This window comes from Maritimimonas sp. 2405UD52-3, from assembly GCF_056591715.1.
Map to the genome: position 1 here is coordinate 42,350 of NZ_JBWQOL010000006.1, position 19,725 is coordinate 62,074.

Genomic DNA, 19,725 nt, shown 5'->3' on the forward strand with positions numbered 1-19,725 from the left:
CTAGTCTAACAAGTGAGCTATAAGTGCAAAAGCTCCTCCAACAGCTAAAATACCTAATAAAACAACCCATACACGCTTGTAATAAATTTTATGTAGGTAGATATCTTTTCTATAGGCGTACACCATAATTATGGTAAATACTATGATAAAAAATAAGGCAAAAATCTTTTGACCTGTGCTAAACATATTTCTATATATTTATTGCATGCAAAAGTACGGATTTTGTATATGAAATTTTTAATGAATGAGTAAGAATGCTATAATTTTTGGAGCCTCTTCAGGTATAGGTAAGGAGTTAGCCAAACTACTTGCAGAAGATGGCTACAAAGTGATGATCACCGGTAGGAGAAAAGAAAAACTGGAAACTATTCAAGCTGAAAATCCTGAGCGCTACATTGTTAAACAACAAGATATCACCAATCTTGAATCTATAGATGAATTATTTAAGGAATTACCTTCTATTTTCGATACAGTAGACCTTGTTGTGCATAATGCAGGTATTGCGGTGCCAAATTACGAATTAAGTTGGGATGGTGATTTGCCAACTATTGAAACTAATGTATTGGGAGCTACCAAAGTATATCAGTTGGCATATAATTATTTTAAAAAACAAGGTCATGGTCATTTGGTTGGAGTAACTTCAGTTGCATCTATAGTGGGTAATCGTCAAGTAGCGGCTTATCATGCTTCTAAGGCCTATCAATCAAGTTATTTAGAGTCACTTTGGATGAAGGCAGACAGAACAAAAAAAGCAAGGATTTATGTAACCAATATTTTACCGGGATTTGTTGATACTGATATTGTAACTGGAAATACTTTTTGGATGGCTACTGTTGAAAAAGCAACGAAACAGATTTACACGACTATAAAGAAGAAAAAGCGAAAAGCTTATGTTACAAAACGGTGGCGTTTCGTGGCTTTTTTAATGCGAACCCTTCCGTTGAGATTGTATATGAAAATGATTTAACTAAACTTATAACAGAACTATAAATATGAAAGAAAAGATTAAAGCGGTTCAGGAATTTCATACTGCTTTTAACATAGGATATAAAACAGAACCTGTTGCCCGACTCTCAGAACAAAAAATGCAATTGCGTTTTGACCTAATGGATGAAGAGAACAAAGAATACTTGGAAGCGGCTAAGGATAATGATTTAGTAGAAGTTGCAGATGCTTTAGGCGACATGTTATACATTTTATGTGGCACTATTATAGAACATGGCATGCAAGATAAAATTGAAGAAGTGTTCAATGAAATTCAGCGTAGTAATATGAGTAAATTAGGAGCTGATGGAAGACCAATCTATAGAGAAGATGGTAAAGTAATGAAAGGACCAAATTATTTTAAGCCAAAGATTGCAGAAATTTTAGATAAATAAAAAGCACTCAATTGAGTGCTTTTATTTTAACTATTATTTGACTAAATAACGCCAGCCAAACTTATCTTCTGCTCGGTTATACTGAATATCGGTAATGCGTTTTTTAAATCTTGAAGCATAATCATTTTCTAGCTGAGGCAAATCATAATCTTTATCATTAAATCCAAATCCTGCAATTGGTGACACCACCGCAGCTGTACCAGCACCAAACATCTCCTTGAGCGTTCCATTTTCTGCTGCTGCTACAATTTCTTTAACTGATATTTTGCGTATTTCTACATTGATGCCTTCATCTTCTGCAATAGCAATAATACTCTTACGTGTAACACCATCTAAAATTCTATCACTTGTTGGGCACGTTAATAAGGTGTCATTAATACGTACAAACACATTCATGGCGCCTGCTTCCTCTATATACTCATGCGTGTTATCATCTGTCCAGATTACTTGTTGGTATCCTTTTTCAATTGCTAGCTGAGTAGGATAAAATTGTCCTGCATAATTACCACCTGCTTTTGCGTAACCTACACCACCATTAGCAGATCTTGAATAGTTCTGCTCAATGAGCACGCGTAACTCTCCACCAAAATAGGCTCCCGACGGTGCGCAGGCAATTACAAATTTATATTCATCTGCAGGAGAAGCATGAAAACCAGCACCGGTGGCAAACACAAACGGACGGATATACATAGAACTTCCAGGTGTAGTTGGTATCCAATCACGTTCTATTTTTAAAAGCGTTTTAAGTCCTTCCATAAAATACTCTTCAGGAAACTCAGGCATTGCCAACCTACTAGATGAAATATTAATTCTCCTCTGATTTTCATCAGGACGGAACAACCAAATTTGTCCATCTTCATCCTTATACGCTTTCATTCCTTCAAAAACGGATTGACCATAATGAAAAATTTTAGCCGCGGGGTCTAAGCTAATATTTTGATAAGGCATAATTTGAGGTTGTTGCCACTTACCGTCTTTATAATCGCAAACAAACATATGATCTGAAGTAATCTTTCCAAAAGGTAAATTATTAAAATCTACTTCAGATATTTTAGACTTTGCAATTTTAGTAACCGCTATTTTTGGAGTAACTTCTACATTCATAACTGACGCTATTTAAAGCAACAAAAGTACATATTTTGAGAGTGAAATAATAATCTGTTAGTTTTTTATTATAAAATGTAACTAAACTTATTTCATTTAGCGGTAATAACTTATAATTTGTAATTATTTTAGATTTAAATACCTCAAATTTAACAGCATGTTTATCTGTATTTTAGATTGTTACATTAACTTTGCTAAAAGCTTTTAGATAGAATCTTATGAGAAAATTAGTAGTGTTTATTGCAATATTTATGCTGGTAGTAGGTTGTAAACAAAACAAAGAAAAAGACCAGGGAAAAGTTGAAAACAAAACAGCTTATGCTTCTTTTGGAAAAAAGATTACTGATGACGGCGCACTTTCTAAAGAGTTGGTTGTAAAAAAGTTTAAAACTCTTGAAGAAGGAGACACCTTGTCATTGAAATTTGCTTCTACAATCAATGAAGTTTGTAAAAAGAAAGGTTGTTGGATGAAATTAGACTTGGGTAATGACCAAGAGTCTATGGTGCGTTTTAAAGATTATGACTTTTTTGTACCTATGGATACTGATAGTAAGGAAGTAATTGTGAATGGCAAAGCATTTGTAACCAAGATTTCAGTTGATCAGTTAAAGCATTACGCTAAAGATGGAGGAAAATCGGAAGAGGAAATAGCAGCTATCACTGAGCCTGAATATACCTATGCATTTGAAGCTGATGGTGTTTTGATTAAAAAATAATGACTCGAGCTGCGTTTGTTTTATTGATAGTCCTAGGTCTTTATTCTTGTAAAGAAAAGAATGAAGTAAAAGAAAAAACTGTTCCAAATGAAGTGTTATATGAACCTTCAGAAATGGCATTATTGATGCGACAGATGTATGAGTATAATAAAGCGAATAGAGCTAGAATCATAAAACAAGATAGTTTATTGCAACTACCAAGTGATTTTTTAGCAATTCATAATGCTATCTTAACGGATCCGTCAGAAAGAACTAAGGAATTTGATAGTCTTTCAACGATATATGTAAAGTTGCGAAGTTCTATTACTACTTCAAATCAAGAATCCTTGACCAGTAACTTTAATAAAACCATTAATTCTTGTATTGAATGCCATAAGACAAGATGTATTGGACCTATTCCAAAAATTAAAAAACTCTTGATTAACTAATTTTGAAAAGAGAAATAATTATCACTGGCGATGGTTCCACTACTATTCATTTACCAGATTGGAATGAACAATATCATTCAAAACATGGAGCCATTCAAGAAGCATATCATGTATTCATAAAAAATGGCCTTGAACACATAAAAGATTTGCCTGAGATTGCAATTCTTGAAATGGGTTTTGGTACAGGACTCAACGCATATATTACCTATTTACAAGCAAAGAAAACCAATCTGAAAATTGAATATACGGGTATAGAAGCGTATCCAGTGGGTATAGCTGAAGTAGAAAAGTTGAATTATAGTAAGGAATTAGATAAGGAAGCTTATTACGATTGTTTCGTTAAAATGCATTCATTACCATGGAACGTAAACAATAGTTTAGATGAAGAATTTGTATTGACTAAAAGGGAGCAGTTCTTTGAGGATATTAATGATCAAAATAGTTTTGATTTGGTTTATTTTGATGCCTTTGGTGCAAGAGTACAACCAGAACTTTGGACGGTAGAAATTTTTAAAAAGATGTTTAACGCACTTAAACTAAATGGAATACTAGTTACTTATGCTGCTAAAGGAAGTGTCCGCAGGGCTATGCAGGAAGTCGGTTTTATGGTAGAGAGACTTCCAGGACCTCCTGGTAAACGTGAAATGCTTCGAGCTTCGAAGTATTCAATGTAATCAAATGTTGAGCGCTATAAAAAAGCAATAACGTAAGCTATAAATGATAGAGATTCTTAACAGGTAGAATTTAATTCTTATTTATTTTACCCATGTATCATCTAAGGTATCTTTCTTAAATTAATTTTAATTAGTATTTTTGGCTTCAATTTATACCAAGAGTCTCCCCAAAGCTCCTGATATTTAATTAACTACTGGCAATTAGAAATAATTAACTCAAAAAAATGTTCAAAGATGAGTCTTGAACATATAATATATTGTTTATGAAAAACATTTTTACTTTTCTAATACTTTTTTCTTTAAGTATAGGTATTTCACAAAATACAACTCCTGGCGCCCATAGTGTTAAACTGTTAGACGTGAACACTGAACAGGCTGATTTTGGCGTAGCCTTTTTAGGAAGGAATCAGGTGGTATTTGCTTCCCCAAATGAAAAAGTAACAATTGTAAGAAGAGTTTGGCGTGAAAATGGCCAGCCGTATTTAGATTTATATCTAGGAGATATTGATAGCATAGGAGGGATTGTAAACAAAAGACTATTACCGGGTGAGGTAAATAGACGTTTACATGAGGCATCATTGGCATTTACTAAAGATTATAAAACCGTCTATTTCAGCGCTAATAATTATAATGAAAAGGATCGTTCTATTAAAAGTAAAGATGGATATGACAACATTCAGTTATATAAAGCATCTGTTAATGAAGAAGGTGAATGGTCAAACGCGCAAAAACTTCCATTTAATAGTGATGATTTCCAATCAGGATTACCAACGTTAAATAAAGATGATTCAAAGTTATATTTTGTGTCTGATAGACCTGGTGGTATTGGTAAGACAGATCTATATGTAGTAGATATTAATGCTGACGGTTCATACAGTGAACCCAGAAATTTAGGACCTAAGATTAATACTGAAGAGCGCGAAATGTTTCCTTTTATGAGTGATGATAATATCCTTTATTTTTCTTCAAATGGTCATCCAGGATATGGAAATTTAGATGTATTTGCAGCCAGAATTTTTGATACTACTGTTTCTGATGCATTAAATTTGGAACAGCCAGTTAATAGCCCAAAAGATGACTTCGCCTACATACTAAAGAATGCTGAGCACAAAGGATATTTTTCCTCTAATAGAAAGGATGGAAAGGGTGATGATGATATTTACTATTTTAGTGAAGATGATGAATTATTCATAGAGTGTTTTCAAATTATTAAAGGTGTTGTAAAAGATAAAGATACACAACGATTAATGCCCGGTGTGATTGTTCAAGTTCTAGATGAAGATGGTAATCAAGTACAAATAACCGCTGCTGGTGAAGAGGATGCGAGCTATAGCTTTAAATTACCATGTGATACAAAGTATAGTATTCTTGTAGAAAAAGATGGCTATTTAAAATTTGAGGTTCCCGTAGCAACAATAAATGATTTGGGAGCTCCTGATATAGTTCAAGACTCTGAATTGGCTACTGAATTTAAATTGGTGGGCGACGAGTTATTAGTAAATATAGATGTCATTTATTTTGATTTAAATAAATACAATATCCGCGCAGATGCTGCTGCTGAATTAGATAAAGTTGTAGAAGTTATGAATAAATACCCTGCGTTGCAATTGATGGCAACTTCACATACAGATGCCAGAGGTACAGAAAGGTATAACCAACGATTATCAGATAGAAGGGCTAAGTCTTCTATAGATTATATTATTTCTAAAGGTATTGATGCTAGCAGAATAAATGGAGAGGGGAAGGGAGAATCTGAATTGGTAAATGCATGTACTGATGGTAAAGAATGTACTGAAGAACAACATCAGTTGAATAGACGTACTAACTTCAAGGTAGTGCAACAAATTAAAGTAAAGAGTACTTCAGAAAACTAAGAAATAAAAGACAAATTCAAAAACCTTATTGAAGATTCAATAAGGTTTTTTGTTTAGAGCAGCTGATAAAAGTGCTTTAACATACTATTAAGTACTATTTTGTAATGATTCAAATAAATTTGCGCCTAAAGGATAAGTTTTTATCTAAATTATATTCAATGAGAACATATTTGCTTAGCTTGTTTTTAGTTTTAATTAGTTTCTTAGGTTTTTCACAGATTCATGATCCGGTGGAGTGGGAAACTTCTGTTGAAAAAATATCGGATTCTGAGTTTGATTTAGTAGTGAAAGCTACTATTGAAGCGGGTTGGCATTTATATTCTCAAACCATTCCTGACGGAGGCCCTATACCAACCACTTTTTCATTTAAAAATGTTGATGGTAAGTATGTACTTGTTGGTAATACTAAGGAAGGTGAAGGGCATGAAGAATTTGATAAAGTATTTGAAATGGATATCAAATACTTTGAAGATGAAACAAATTTCAAACAACGAATAAGGTTACTTACATCAGATAAAATTGATATTAATGAAACTGTTGAGTTTATGGTTTGTGATGACACTAATTGTCTACCACCAACTGAAGTTGATTTAAATTTTACTGTACAGGGTAAGGCCAGTGTGGGATCAGGTATTATCGGAACAAGTGATGATACTACTAAAACAGCTAGTGATGAAGAAATCTTAAACAAGAATGAAACCGAAGAATTAAATAGAAAATCGATCTCCTCTAAATCTTCTGAAAAGAAAAGTCGAGGATTGTTAGGGATTTTTTTAATTGCTTTCTTTTCTGGTTTTGCCGCTTTGTTGACGCCATGCGTCTTTCCTATGATTCCTATGACAGTAAGTTTTTTTACCAAGCAAAGTAAGAGTAGAGCAGCAGGAATTAGAAATGCTATTATTTATGGAATTTCTATAATTGCTATCTACGTACTTTTGGGCTCATTGGTAACCGCCGTTTTTGGAGCGGATTCGTTAAATGCATTATCAACAAACGTCTGGTTCAATATTCTATTTTTCTTAATACTGGTAATTTTTGCAGCTTCATTTTTAGGAGCTTTTGAATTGACTTTACCAAGCTCTTGGGGAACTAAAGTAGATGCGCAGGCAGATAGAGGAGGATTGATAGGTATCTTTTTTATGGCTTTGGCTTTGGCTATTGTGTCATTTTCATGTACTGGGCCAATAGTTGGAACTTTGTTAGTTGAGGCGGCATCAAAAGGAGGAATAGCACCTATTGTTGGTATGTTAGGTTTTTCTTCTGCTATTGCATTACCTTTTGGATTATTTGCAGCTTTTCCCGGGTGGCTAAATTCTCTACCTAAATCAGGAGGATGGCTAAATACAGTAAAAGTTGTACTTGGGTTTCTAGAATTAGCCCTTGCATTTAAATTCCTATCGAATGCTGATTTGGTATTGCAATTGCATTGGTTAGAAAGAGAGGTGTTTTTAGCAATTTGGATTACAATTTTTGGAGTATTGGCATTGTATCTTTTCGGAAAAATACAATTGCCACATGACTCACCGTTGACGCATATTTCGGTCGGCAGATTAAGTTTTGGTTTATTGGTATTGGCTTTTACTATTTATTTAATACCTGGTTTATGGGGCGCGCCTTTAAAACTCATTAGCGGATTCCCACCACCGATGCAGTATAGCGAATCACCTTATGGAGTAGGCTTTATGAAGTTAGGTTCTGGAGGTGAGGCAAAGGAGAAACTACCTGACGGGGCGAAATATGGTCCCCATGATATTGTAGCATTCCTTGATTACGGGAAGGGAATAGAATATGCAAAATCGGTTGACAAACCTGCTTTATTAGATTTTACTGGTCATGCTTGTGTGAATTGTCGTAAAATGGAAGAACGTGTTTGGTCTGACCCCAAGGTATTAGAAATATTAAAGAATGACATTGTTTTAATCTCACTATATGTTGATGACAAAAGAGCTTTACCAGAGACTGAACAGTACACATCCGAAACAACTGGCAAAAAAATCAAGTCTATAGGAAATAAATGGAGCGATTTTCAAATAAAAAAGTATAAGGCTAATGCCCAGCCGTATTATGTCCTGCTTAATCACCAAGGAGAAAACTTGAATGAATACTCCGCTTATGACCCTAATATTGAGAGTTATCTAGCATGGTTAAAAGAGGGTATTGGCAATTTCAAAAAATAAGAGAGCTTAAAAATATTCTGTACTTTTACCGAAGTTATAAAGCTAGTACTTTGGTATGGATACTTCATTAAAGAATAGAGATGCTAAAACTCAAAAAATTCTGCATTCAGGCTTAGAAGAGTACTTTCAGCAATTCAGTAAACATGTAATTGGCAACAACCATCAGTTTGAATCTCTTGAAGGAGTTAAAAAGGTTTTGTATGCCGATTGGATTGCCAGTGGGAGACTCTATCAGCCTATTGAAGATGTTATGACTCAAGAAATTGGCCCAATGGTGGCCAATACACATTCATTTTCAAGTGAAACAGGAAAAGCATCAACTTATGCCTATAAATATGCAAGGCAAATTATTAAAGATCATGTCAATGCTTATGAGGATGATATATTAGTAACATCAGGAACAGGAATGACTGGTGTTTTGTCGCGTTTGCAGCGTGTGATGGGCTTACGCTATCCTGATGCAGTAAAAGAAAGAATTCATATTCCTGAAAAAGAACGACCAGTTGTTTTCATTACTCATATGGAACATCATTCAAACCATGTACCATGGATGGAAACTATAGCTGATGTAGTTATTTTAAAATGTAATGATCAAAAATTGGTCTGCCCACATAGTCTGGAAGAAGCTCTAAAAGAATATGAAGACAGACCGCTGAAGATAGGTTCATTCACGGCATGTTCAAATGTTACAGGTATCATTACACCTTTTTATCAATTAGCAAGAATTATGCATCAGCATGATGGTTATTGCTTTATTGATTTCGCCGCTTCTGCACCTTATGTGCAAATAGACATGCACCCAGAAGACTCTGAAGAGCGGTTGGATGCTATTTTCTTTTCACCACATAAATTTTTAGGTGGACCAGGCACTTGTGGTGTGTTGGTTTTTAATAAGGAATTATATAATACTTCTTGCCCTGATGTTCCTGGTGGAGGTAATGTAAAGTGGACGAATCCTTGGGGAGAATATGGCTATTATGACGATATAGAAATAAAAGAAGACGGAGGTACTCCCGGATTTTTACAGGTAATGAGAGCTGCTTTGGCAATGCGATTAAAGGATAAAATGGGTGTGATCAATATGAAAGACCGTGAAGAAGAGTTACTGGCACTTTGTTTTCATGAACTAAAAAAGATTCCAAACCTATTCATTCTTGGTTATAATAATGAAGACCGTATTGGTTGTGTATCCTTTGGTATTAACAATATTCATTATAATTTAGTGGTTCGCTTGCTAAATGACAAGTTTGGTATTCAAGTACGTGGTGGTTGGTCATGTGCCAGCACCTATAGTCATCATTTATTTGATTTATGTGAAGAGACCTCTAAAGAGATAACTAAAGGGATATCTGATAAAGATTTGACCATAAAACCTGGTTGGGTTCGCCTATCATTGCATCCTATAACTACCAATAAAGAGTTACGTTTCATTTGTAATGCTATTAGGGAAATTGCTGAAAACATTGAAGAGTGGCAAAAACCGTATACGTACAACCCTAAAACGAATGAGTTTGATTGTAAACAAGGCGATGAAGCTATTGTAAAAAGTGTAAAACAATGGTTTTCAATATGATCATCTATTTTTTCAATCAATACTAAAACGATTTCGTTGCCACCCACAAATTATTGAAGCTTATTTTTTAGTACATTTGAGACTATTGCAAAAGAGATTATTTCTTCGCAATACATGGGTTTCCTCTGTGAAACCTTCCAATTAACTAAAACAAATAATTATGGGTTTCCTGTCTATTGCTTCTTTCGTTGGTTTTACTTTATTAGTGGCTATTGTAGCCTGGTACTCTACCAGAGGAACCGATGAAAAAACTGCAGATGGTTATTATTTAGGTGGAAGAAGTTTAGGCGCTGTTACCATTGCTGGTTCTCTGTTGTTAACGAATCTTTCTGCAGAGCAAATTGTAGGGTTGAATGGTCAATCTTTTACAGAAGGTGTTTTGGTAATGGCATGGGAAACATTAGCAGCTATTGCTATTGTAGTATGTGCAGTTTTCCTCTTGCCTAAATATATGAGTCAGGGTATTACAACCATACCTGAATTTATCGAAAGTAGATTTGACAAACATACAAAAGGGTTACTATCATTATTATTTTTACTGGCCTATGGAGTGGTATTATTACCCACAATTCTATATTCAGGTTCATTGGCATTTAGTACCATGTTTGATTTACCAGAGGTACTTGGTATGTCACAAAATGCTGTGATCTGGATTTGCGTTTGGAGCATAGGTATTATAGGAATTATTTATGCTATTTATGGAGGGTTAAAAGCCGTAGCGGTTTCTGATTTGATTAACGCTATAGGTCTGTTAATTGGAGGATTACTAATTCCTGTTTTTGGATTGATGTTAATTGGTGATGGTAGTATTGGACAAGGTCTAAGTACTTTGTGGAATAGTCATCCTGATAAGTTTGATGCTTCTGGAGATATTACTTCTTCTATTCCGGTAGGAACCATATTTACAGGTATGATGATTGCACAAATATATTATTGGGGAACAAACCAATCTATTCTGCAACGTGTTTTTGGTGCTAAAAGTTTAAAAGAAGGCCAAAAAGGAATGATGCTCGCAGCATTGGTCAAATTTTTAATACCTATTATTGTTGTGTTACCTGGTATTATAGCTTGGCATATATTCGAAGGTAATTTAGAGAATGCGGATCAGGCATACCCAGCATTGGTTAAAAAAGTGTTACCAACGGCCTTTATTGGGTTTTTTGCGGCTGTACTTTTTGGTGCAGTATTAAGTTCTTTCAATAGTTTATTAAACAGTAGTGCAACATTATTTGGTTTTGATTTGTATAAGCAATACTTCAGAAAAGAAGCTTCAGAATATGATACGGTAAAAGCAGGTAAGCGTTTCGGCTTAGGATTGGCATTGGTTTCTATGTCGATTGCCCCATTTATTGCAAATGCTCCTGCAGGTTTATTTGATTATATCCAAAGAGCCTTGGGTAGTTTAAGTGTACCGATCTTTGCAGTTGTATTTATTGGAATTTTAACAAAAAAAGTACCTGCATTAGGCGCAAAAATTGTGCTTATTGGTGGAGTACTTATGTATTTAACCAGTTTAATAATACTTGAACCAAACTCAGTAAGCACGGCCATGGCAAATGCCGAAGCTAGTGGTATTACCAATCCTGATGAGCTTGCCTTGATTAAGGCCAAAGCATATCCTCATTTCCTACACGTAATGGGTATTTTGTTTATTGTAAATGTGCTAATAATGCTTGTTGTAGGTAAACTTAAGCCAAGAACGGAACCTTATGTACCTGAGCTTACCGATGAAATTGATATTACACCTTGGAAACATGCATTAACAGCAGGAGTAGTAATTATATTATTGGTGTTGAGTACCTATCTTATCTTTTAAAAACAAAACAAGCCAATGGGCAAAAAATACGTCATTGCATTTGATCAAGGAACAACAAGCACACGCGCTATTGTTTTTGATCTTAAAGGACAGATTATTGCCATTTCTCAAAAAGAGTTAACACAGCATTATCCACAATCTGGATGGGTGGAACATAACCCAAATGAGATTTTTAGTGATCAAAAAGCTGCTTTTGAGCAAGTGTTGAAAGACGCAAACCTACTACCTCAGGATATTGCTGCTATTGGGATAACAAACCAACGAGAAACTACTGTTGTTTGGGACAAAAATACGGGAGAACCAATTCATAATGCCATTGTTTGGTTAGATAAACGTACCGTTGATATCTGCGATGACTTGAAAGAAAAAGGACTTGAAGAATATGTGCGTGAAAACACCGGACTAGTCATTGATGCGTATTTTTCAGGTACTAAATTAAAATGGATATTAGATAATGTAGATGGAGCGCAAAAAAAAGCAGAAGCCGGAGATCTTTTATTCGGTACCATTGATAGTTGGTTGATTTATAAATTCACCAATGGTAAAAAACATGTTACAGATCATACTAATGCCTCACGAACAATGATCTATAACATCAAAGAACTAAAATGGGATCAAACCATGTTAGAGGCGATGAATATTCCAGCTTCTATGTTGCCAAGGGTGCAAGCTTCTTCCTCCGATTTCGGTTTTGTAGAGCATGAAGGGCATCAGATTCCTATTTATGGTGTTGCTGGTGATCAGCAAGCATCCTTATTTGGGCAAGGTGGTTATAAATCAGGTATGGCAAAAAACACCTATGGAACAGGCTGTTTTCTATTGCTAAATACGGGTAAGAAACATGTCGTTTCTGAAAATGGCCTATTGACTACTCTAACGGCCAGTCTAGATGATGGCGCTGTAAAGTATGCTTTAGAAGGAAGTATTTTTGTTGGCGGTGCATCAGTACAATGGCTGCGGGATCAATTAAAGATCATTGATAATGCTAAAGATACTGAAGCAATTTGTGCCAGTATTCCTCCTTTAAAAGATGTGTATGTAGTTCCTGCTTTTGCAGGATTAGGAGCGCCCTATTGGGATGCAAATGCCAAAGGTGCTATTTACGGTTTAACTTTAGATTCAGGTAGGGAGCAGATTATAAAAGCTACTATCGAAGCACTTGCATATCAAACGAGAGATGTTATTGATGCCATGATTGAAGATAGTGGTAAGCAAATGATCTCACTAAAAGTTGATGGTGGAGCTTGCGCCAATAACTACTTGATGCAGTTTCAATCAGATATTTTAAATGTATCTGTAGATAGACCAAAGATGTTAGAAGTAACCGCATTAGGCGCAGCCCTATTGGCTGGTATCAAAGCGGAAATTTGGTTATTAAATGATATAGAAAAGGTTAGAGATGTAGATCGCGTTTTTGAGCCGAAAATGCAACGAAAAACAAGAAAGCAAAAATATAAAGGTTGGTTAAAAGCCATTGAAAGAACAAAGACTTCGGCTTCAATAAAAAAAAATGATACTCCAGAACGATTCTCAATTTTGGATCGTGAAAAGCAACTTAAAAAATTAACTTCAGAAAAGTTTGATCTTGTTGTTATTGGTGGAGGAGTTACAGGATCGGGCATCGCTTTAGATGCTGCTTCACGTGGATTAAAAACCTGCTTGATAGAGAAAAATGATTTTGCTTCTGGCACCAGTAATAAGTCAACAAAACTCATACATGGTGGACTTAGATACCTAAAGCAAATGGAAATAGGATTGGTAAAAGAGTCTGGTACAGAACGCGCTATTGTCCATAAGTTAGCACCACATCTTGTAGTTCCTGAAAAAATGTTGCTACCACTTATTGAAGGTGGTAACTACGGCAAAATATTAACATCTATAGGTCTAAAGGTTTATGATATCTTAGCTAATGTTGAAGGTGACGATCGACGTAGAATGCTAGATAAGGGCGAAACAATTGATAAAGAACCCCTCTTGGATGAAAGTACATTATTAGGTGGAGGTTATTATGCAGAATATAGAACTGATGATGCTAGATTAACTATTGAACTATTAAAAAAAGCAACTGAATTTGGTGCTACCGCATTAAACTATTGTGAAATGGAAGAGTTTGTATATGACAGTGAAAGTAAGATTCAAAGTGTTAATTGTGTAGATCACAATACGGGAATTAAATTAAATATTAGTGCTCAAAACTTTGTATCGGCTACTGGTCCGTGGGTGGATAACTTGCGTAAGAAGGACAGTTCGATGAATCATAAATACTTGCATTTAACCAAGGGAGTGCATCTGGTATTTCCGAGAGAAAAATTACCGGTACAGCAGTCAGTTTATTTTGACGTTGATGATGGTCGAATGATTTTTGCTATTCCCCGGGGACGAGTGACTTATGTGGGAACAACAGATACTACTTATAGGGGAAATTTGGATAGAGTAGTAGCCACTAAAGAAGATGCAGATTACTTGTTGAGGGCAGCGAATAAAACCTTTCCTGAAGCTAATTTAACGATGGATGATATTGAATCAAATTGGGCAGGTTTAAGGCCCTTGATTCATGAGGAAGATAAAGATCCTTCTGAGTTATCTAGAAAAGACGAAACTTTTATTTCTAAGAGTGGGTTGATTTCCATAGCGGGAGGAAAATTAACAGGATACCGAAAAATGGCGCATAGGGTTATGGATTCTGTGATTAAAACTATGCCAAGCACGAAAAGAGATGAGTTTAAAAAATCTAAAACTCAAAAGATAGCACTGACTTCAGATGCCTTAGCTTCAACAGAAGAAGTAAAAATTTATGAAAAAAGGGTTGAAGAAAAGCTAGAAGCACTAGGCATACCCGGTAAATATAATGCCTGGTATTTAGTGTCTACTTATGGAAAACAAACAGAAGCTATTTTAAAAAAAGTGGATTTCTTTTCAAAAGGTAATCCTAAAGAACGATTAATGCGTGCAGAGTTATGGTATTGCGTTCATCATGAGATGACTAATAGTTTGGCTGATTTCTTTGTTAGAAGAACTGGCAGGTTGTATTTTAATATTAATAGTGTTCAGAAATATAAAAATATAGTTTTAGAAGATTGTACTCAATACCTAGACTGGGATGAGCAGCGTATAGAATCTGAAAGAAACTATTTAGAAATGCTCCTATTAGATGCTACTAATTACTACGATAAGGAATTTGAGTAACTCTTTCAATTTTTTCTCCCTCTTGAACTCAAGCTAGACTGAGAATTAAGATACATCCGATGAATGTATTTAATGAAGGCGCTAGCTCACATATTGATTCAGAAAAGCTGAAAATAAATTAAATAAAAAAATCCAATCGTAAGACTGGATTCAAAACTTGCTCCCCCTCTTGGGCTCGAACCAAGGACCCTCTGATTAACAGCGAAAAAAATAAGCAGTCAAGTTATCTAATAAGAGTTTTAATTAATTCAAAATCAACAATTTAATAAATTTTGATATTCATTGAAATCATTTGAAAACAATAATTTGCGTGCAAATTGCGTGCAAATTTTATAACTTGATTATCATGAATACTAGTGTAAAATTGGCTATTGATTTAAGAAGAAAAAAATCGGATAATACCTATCCAATTATTCTAAGATTATGCCACTTTAGAAAAACAACATCTATTTCATTAGGTTATTCCATTCCTAAAATTAATTGGGATATAAAAAATGGAAAAATAAAGAAATCTTTTAAAGATGTAACTTCAGTAAATAAGTTAAATAACTCACTGCAAAAAGAAAAAGTAAGAGCAAATGATATTATAAATAACTTATTTGATAGGGGTGAGCTAGACTTTTTATCGATTACTCAGATTAAAGATAAAATTGTTCGAAGAAATAAATATGAGTCCTTCTTTGATTTTGGTTATAGTTTAGTAGAAGATTTAAAAATTGCAAAAAGATATGGTAATGCCAGAAGTTATTATGGAGTATTGGGCACGCTGAAAAGGTACAACAAAAACAAGGACTTAAAGATTAATGAGCTTAATTATGATTTTTTACTAAAACTGGAAAGAGATTTTCTTGCTCGGGGAAACGCAATTAACGGTTTAGCCTCTTACATGAGAACAATACGGGCAATTTATAATAAAGCTATAAAAGCAGGATTAGTCGATAGAGAAAGGTACCCATTTGCTAATTATAAAATTAGAACAACTCCCACGAAGAAGAGAGCAATCGACTTAAAATCACTTAGGAGTATTTTGAACTTGGAGCTTAAGAAAAACACAAATTTGTTTCATTATAGAAATTATTTTTTATCTTCTTATTTTATATATGGAATTTCTTTTATGGATTTGGCTTTTCTAAAAGTTGAGAATATAAATGCAGGAAGAATAAAATATCAAAGAACAAAGACGTACAGACATTACGATATTAAAATATCCGAACAACTAATGACAATTCTCAATTTTTATTTAAAAGATAAGAACAGGAAGGAATTTATTTTTCCAATAATTAAAAGAGAATACTCCGAGCATCAATATCTAGATGCCGAATGGGAACGACATAGATATAATAAAGGTTTAAAAAAAATTGCAAAAATATGTGATATCGATGCTACACTTACTTCTTATGTTTCTCGCCATAGCTTTGCAACGCAAGCAATGCTAAATGAAATTCCGTTACAAGCAATTTCTGCCATGATGGGACATGAACGTCTATCTACTACACAGATTTATTTGAAATCATTACCTAGCAATGTTTTAGATCAGTATAATGATCGTTTAAAAATTAATTAACTTCATAAAAAAGAAGTAGATGGAGCCATAAATGAGATAATGAACTTCTAATAAATTTTATACTATTTAGAAAAGAATAATTCCTTGAATGTAATAAATTATGTAATTGATATTCTAATTAAATACTGCTATTAGATTATTAAGTTATCGGAATTATTAAGAAATCAGATACCTAAAATTGTTTAAACTCTTTAAACGTTATAACCCTTGATAATTTTCAACATAATGTTCAAATAAAAAATATACGAGTTGAAATAAAAAAGAGTATCTATTTGTGAAAGTTGTAGTACTTGCACTATCAATATATGCACTCAAAATGAAAAAGCTATTCTTCATCCTTTCGATTCTATCAATTTTTTTTGGCACCGTTAGTTATTCACAAAACAAGTGCAAAGCTTCCAATACCTTAAACGCAGATCAACTTGCAGAAACAGAAGAAGCTGTAAAACTTTTTTGGAAATGGGATTCTAATGAAGAGCCTGAAAAAGCGATAGAATTGCTAGAAAATGTTATAGCAAAAAACACTAAGAATTGGGTTGCGCCTTTTTGGGCTTCATATATAGCCACACAACTATCAAATCAAAGAAATAAAGCTACGGAAAGTTTAAAAGAACTAAACCAGGCGCAGGACTTTTTTGACACAGCAAATGCCATTTATACTAAAGAAACAGATCAATGTTTTAAATCATATTTCCACGCCTTGCAATCATTAATTTTTACATTAAAAAGTTATGCTTTTCAAAGGCTTAACGATCAAGAGAAAGCAAAAAAATTCGCGAATAAACAGTATGATGAACTCAATGCGGGTATAAAAATAGATGCTAATAATCCGGTTTTAATGGTATTAGCGGGAACAAGCATGGCATCAAATAGTAATGGAGACTTCAGCCAAATATTAGGTGCCATCGCTTTACTTGAAAAAGCCAAAGTTAAGTTTGAAAAAATAAAAAACCGTAACCCTATAGATATAAGTTATATGAATGAACATTGGGTAAACAATTGGTTAAACAGGCTAAAGCCTCCGAAAAAAAAATCTAACTCTTAACATATTAATATTAACAAATGAAGCGAATAATTAAAATTTTGATTTGCTGCAGCATTAGCTTATACTGCTTTGATCTATCTTCTCAAATAGACTCAGTAAATGTTAACAATGCTAAAATGCTCTTTAAGAAATTAGCAGATAAAGGAGGTAAATGGATTTATAAGAATGAAAAATTCGACCCTAATAATAAAAACGATTTCTCTCACTTTAATATGGAGTTTAAAACAGATGAGTTCGGAGCATTAGAAGGAAGAATTTCGGGTACTAACGCAGAAGGTGAAAAAATGGTTTTTTGGAAAATTCTTGAATTTATAGACCCATATACTGGTGAGGTTGTTTTCATCCAACGAGGGCATTGGGGATATACTTTGGCTTCATCATCCTTCAAAAAAAAGAATATTAGAGAAGCTAAGTTTGAATTGACTTATTACAATGGAACCAGAGAAAAGCATAGAGATGTACATACATTTCTTGATAATAATACAATACGCACAGAATCAGAAAAGTATGACGTGAAGGCAAACAAATGGATAAAGCAGCCATCACAAAAATGGAAAAGAAAACCTTAAATTAAAAAGCGGCTTATAGTTTTATTCTGAAGATATCCATTCACATTCAGTTTTTTCTATAAAGAGAATCTTGAAAAAAGACACAAATGAAAACTAAAATTTTACTATTATTATTTGTTATTTCAATGGCTGCATCTAATCTTATCTCAGCTCAAACCAACCCCCTTAAAGAGCTATCTTACTATATTGGAACTTGGAGATTACCTTATGATGATGCTTTTATTCAAAAAAGGCCCAAGTTAAAAGACCTAAAAGTTATTGATTTTAAATGGGGAACAAATAAAAGGGTGATTTATTCAAGAACTGGAATCTATACTAAAAATGACACAATTATTTTCTCAGAAGGTATAATAACCTATAACCCTACTAGTAATAAATTAATATGGCTAGAATTTCAAATTGATGGCAGCATGTTATTCGAAGGAGAGTATAAAATTATGGAAAGCAATAAAGTACAAAGGGAGTATAAGGTTCATTATCAGAAAGGTGATAAAACTATTCCACATCCCGAGGCTAATGGATGGACTCGGTTGTACAGAGAGACTTTCGTTCCCACTTCTGATAATTCAATTAATTGGATAACTGAAACTTATATTAACGAGAAATGGATACCAGGTAATAGCGGTGGTGATACCAAAGCCATTAGAGACCAGAACCCATAATACCTGAACTGCCTAAAAGAGATATAGTATATAAGAAGTTAATTTTAAACGAATTTTATGTTACAATCCATAGAACAACGGTTAGGCATTATAGAGTTATGTACCATAGTTTCTCGGGTTTTCAAAACAGAATAAGCTTATCTTTCAATATTAAAATAAAAATGAATTCTAGTAAGATTCCAATCGAAATTTTTAGTGGAGACCAAAGAATAGTTTGCAACAGAGAATTTTTATTTTAAAACCCACAAGTATTTGTTTAAATAAAAAAATAGATAGCCGAAATAAATTATACTTAAAAAGGTTTTTCATTATTTAAATTGTCAATTATATAATTATGTAATATGAAAAGACATATACTAATACTAATCGTTTTATTTTCTTCATTTTTTCATAGTTATTCACAAGAGAAAATTCCTGCTAATCCACACGAACTATTTGGCATTTTAATTGGTACATGGGAGCATAATTTTAGTCATGGTATCGCCTATATGACTTTTGATTGGGGGCCAAATAAAACTTATGTTACCGTCAAAAATGAGAATGAAGTTAATGGAAAGTTAAATCAAGAAAATTTTAGTTTAATTATTTGGGATGGTGTTCAAGAAAAATTTATTGTTAATACATCGTTTACTTCTCCCGGTAGTCTATTACGTGGTCATGGAACCATGACAATTAAAAATAACTCAATATTTAGAGACCTTTCTATCAGTTATGCTGAAGACCAATATATGCCATTCCTAAAAAGAAAAGCTGGTAAAGGTGGTTTTACAATGCCATATAGGCAAAAATGGAAAATTATAAACGGCAATACATTCGAAGGGATATTTGAGGTTTTTATTGATGGAAAATATGTTGACCCATTTAATAAACCTAAAGACAAGATTGTTGAAATTTGGAAAAAGAAATCTTAATAGTATAATTAAAGTTTGGTTTACTTTAATACACCCAATAGGTTCAA

General features: G+C 33.7%; 17 protein-coding genes. 15 read left to right on the forward strand and 2 right to left on the reverse strand.

Going from position 1 to position 19,725, the window contains the following annotated elements; genetic code table 11:
• On the reverse strand, positions 1-186 hold the full coding sequence (locus AC1EU5_RS13600) for a hypothetical protein (protein ID WP_480192953.1): 186 nt from the start codon (positions 184-186) through the stop codon (positions 1-3).
• Positions 187-244: 58 nt separating this feature from the next.
• On the opposite strand from AC1EU5_RS13600, the gene AC1EU5_RS13605 reads away from it, so the two are divergent.
• A complete protein-coding gene (locus tag AC1EU5_RS13605) occupies positions 245-967 on the forward strand; it encodes an SDR family NAD(P)-dependent oxidoreductase (protein ID WP_480192954.1) in 723 nt (240 codons plus the stop codon).
• Between the two features lie 25 nt (positions 968-992).
• Positions 993-1,379 (forward strand): pyrophosphohydrolase domain-containing protein, encoded by a 387-nt coding sequence (locus AC1EU5_RS13610; protein WP_480192955.1) that lies wholly within the window; start codon positions 993-995, stop codon positions 1,377-1,379.
• Positions 1,380-1,412: 33 nt separating this feature from the next.
• On the opposite strand, the gene AC1EU5_RS13615 is transcribed toward AC1EU5_RS13610, so the two are convergent.
• On the reverse strand, positions 1,413-2,483 hold the full coding sequence (locus tag AC1EU5_RS13615; RefSeq protein WP_480192956.1) for a branched-chain amino acid aminotransferase: 1,071 nt from the start codon (positions 2,481-2,483) through the stop codon (positions 1,413-1,415).
• Between the two features lie 218 nt (positions 2,484-2,701).
• On the opposite strand from AC1EU5_RS13615, the gene AC1EU5_RS13620 reads away from it, so the two are divergent.
• The 13 genes from AC1EU5_RS13620 (at position 2,702) to AC1EU5_RS13680 (ending at position 19,678) form a co-directional block, all read left to right on the forward strand.
• A complete protein-coding gene (locus tag AC1EU5_RS13620; protein ID WP_480192957.1) occupies positions 2,702-3,199 on the forward strand; it encodes a DUF4920 domain-containing protein in 498 nt (165 codons plus the stop codon).
• The gene (locus tag AC1EU5_RS13625) at positions 3,199-3,627 is read left to right on the forward strand and encodes a hypothetical protein (RefSeq protein WP_480192958.1); all 429 of its coding nucleotides are present in this window, start codon (positions 3,199-3,201) and stop codon (positions 3,625-3,627) included. Before AC1EU5_RS13620 ends, AC1EU5_RS13625 begins: the two co-directional genes overlap by 1 nt.
• A 2-nt stretch (positions 3,628-3,629) precedes the next feature.
• Positions 3,630-4,301 (forward strand): tRNA (5-methylaminomethyl-2-thiouridine)(34)-methyltransferase MnmC2, encoded by a 672-nt coding sequence (mnmC2, locus tag AC1EU5_RS13630; RefSeq protein ID WP_480192959.1) that lies wholly within the window; start codon positions 3,630-3,632, stop codon positions 4,299-4,301.
• A 263-nt stretch (positions 4,302-4,564) separates the two neighbouring features.
• Positions 4,565-6,175, forward strand: coding sequence for an OmpA family protein (locus tag AC1EU5_RS13635; RefSeq protein WP_480192960.1), 1,611 nt, complete (start codon positions 4,565-4,567; stop codon positions 6,173-6,175).
• 158 nt (positions 6,176-6,333) lie between these two features.
• On the forward strand, positions 6,334-8,352 hold the full coding sequence (locus AC1EU5_RS13640; protein ID WP_480192961.1) for a protein-disulfide reductase DsbD family protein: 2,019 nt from the start codon (positions 6,334-6,336) through the stop codon (positions 8,350-8,352).
• A gap of 55 nt (positions 8,353-8,407) precedes the next feature.
• On the forward strand, positions 8,408-9,925 hold the full coding sequence (locus AC1EU5_RS13645; RefSeq protein ID WP_480192962.1) for an aminotransferase class V-fold PLP-dependent enzyme: 1,518 nt from the start codon (positions 8,408-8,410) through the stop codon (positions 9,923-9,925).
• 160 nt (positions 9,926-10,085) lie between these two features.
• A complete protein-coding gene (locus AC1EU5_RS13650) occupies positions 10,086-11,741 on the forward strand; it encodes a solute:sodium symporter family transporter (RefSeq protein ID WP_480192963.1) in 1,656 nt (551 codons plus the stop codon).
• A 15-nt stretch (positions 11,742-11,756) separates the two neighbouring features.
• The gene (glpK, locus tag AC1EU5_RS13655) at positions 11,757-14,927 is read left to right on the forward strand and encodes a glycerol kinase GlpK (RefSeq protein ID WP_480192964.1); all 3,171 of its coding nucleotides are present in this window, start codon (positions 11,757-11,759) and stop codon (positions 14,925-14,927) included.
• Between the two features lie 346 nt (positions 14,928-15,273).
• Positions 15,274-16,491: a site-specific integrase gene (locus AC1EU5_RS13660; RefSeq protein WP_480192965.1), complete on the forward strand. Its 1,218-nt coding sequence runs from the start codon at positions 15,274-15,276 to the stop codon at positions 16,489-16,491.
• Between the two features lie 316 nt (positions 16,492-16,807).
• Positions 16,808-17,536, forward strand: coding sequence for a hypothetical protein (locus tag AC1EU5_RS13665; protein ID WP_480192966.1), 729 nt, complete (start codon positions 16,808-16,810; stop codon positions 17,534-17,536).
• 116 nt (positions 17,537-17,652) lie between these two features.
• The gene (locus AC1EU5_RS13670; protein ID WP_480192967.1) at positions 17,653-18,105 is read left to right on the forward strand and encodes a hypothetical protein; all 453 of its coding nucleotides are present in this window, start codon (positions 17,653-17,655) and stop codon (positions 18,103-18,105) included.
• Between the two features lie 86 nt (positions 18,106-18,191).
• Complete coding sequence (locus AC1EU5_RS13675) at positions 18,192-18,767, forward strand: hypothetical protein (protein ID WP_480192968.1); 576 nt, start codon at positions 18,192-18,194, stop codon at positions 18,765-18,767.
• 341 nt (positions 18,768-19,108) lie between these two features.
• Positions 19,109-19,678, forward strand: coding sequence for a hypothetical protein (locus AC1EU5_RS13680; protein ID WP_480192969.1), 570 nt, complete (start codon positions 19,109-19,111; stop codon positions 19,676-19,678).
• Positions 19,679-19,725 lie beyond the last annotated feature (47 nt).

Coding starts and splice junctions, on each gene's coding strand:
- AC1EU5_RS13600 (WP_480192953.1), bottom strand. CDS start 186: ATGTTTAGCACAGGTCAAAAGATTTTTGCCTTATTTTTTATCATAGTA.
- AC1EU5_RS13605 (WP_480192954.1), top strand. CDS start 245: ATGAGTAAGAATGCTATAATTTTTGGAGCCTCTTCAGGTATAGGTAAG.
- AC1EU5_RS13610 (WP_480192955.1), top strand. CDS start 993: ATGAAAGAAAAGATTAAAGCGGTTCAGGAATTTCATACTGCTTTTAAC.
- AC1EU5_RS13615 (WP_480192956.1), bottom strand. CDS start 2,483: ATGAATGTAGAAGTTACTCCAAAAATAGCGGTTACTAAAATTGCAAAG.
- AC1EU5_RS13620 (WP_480192957.1), top strand. CDS start 2,702: ATGAGAAAATTAGTAGTGTTTATTGCAATATTTATGCTGGTAGTAGGT.
- AC1EU5_RS13625 (WP_480192958.1), top strand. CDS start 3,199: ATGACTCGAGCTGCGTTTGTTTTATTGATAGTCCTAGGTCTTTATTCT.
- AC1EU5_RS13635 (WP_480192960.1), top strand. CDS start 4,565: ATGAAAAACATTTTTACTTTTCTAATACTTTTTTCTTTAAGTATAGGT.
- AC1EU5_RS13640 (WP_480192961.1), top strand. CDS start 6,334: ATGAGAACATATTTGCTTAGCTTGTTTTTAGTTTTAATTAGTTTCTTA.
- AC1EU5_RS13645 (WP_480192962.1), top strand. CDS start 8,408: ATGGATACTTCATTAAAGAATAGAGATGCTAAAACTCAAAAAATTCTG.
- AC1EU5_RS13650 (WP_480192963.1), top strand. CDS start 10,086: ATGGGTTTCCTGTCTATTGCTTCTTTCGTTGGTTTTACTTTATTAGTG.
- glpK (WP_480192964.1), top strand. CDS start 11,757: ATGGGCAAAAAATACGTCATTGCATTTGATCAAGGAACAACAAGCACA.
- AC1EU5_RS13660 (WP_480192965.1), top strand. CDS start 15,274: ATGAATACTAGTGTAAAATTGGCTATTGATTTAAGAAGAAAAAAATCG.
- AC1EU5_RS13665 (WP_480192966.1), top strand. CDS start 16,808: ATGAAAAAGCTATTCTTCATCCTTTCGATTCTATCAATTTTTTTTGGC.
- AC1EU5_RS13670 (WP_480192967.1), top strand. CDS start 17,653: ATGCTCTTTAAGAAATTAGCAGATAAAGGAGGTAAATGGATTTATAAG.
- AC1EU5_RS13675 (WP_480192968.1), top strand. CDS start 18,192: ATGAAAACTAAAATTTTACTATTATTATTTGTTATTTCAATGGCTGCA.
- AC1EU5_RS13680 (WP_480192969.1), top strand. CDS start 19,109: ATGAAAAGACATATACTAATACTAATCGTTTTATTTTCTTCATTTTTT.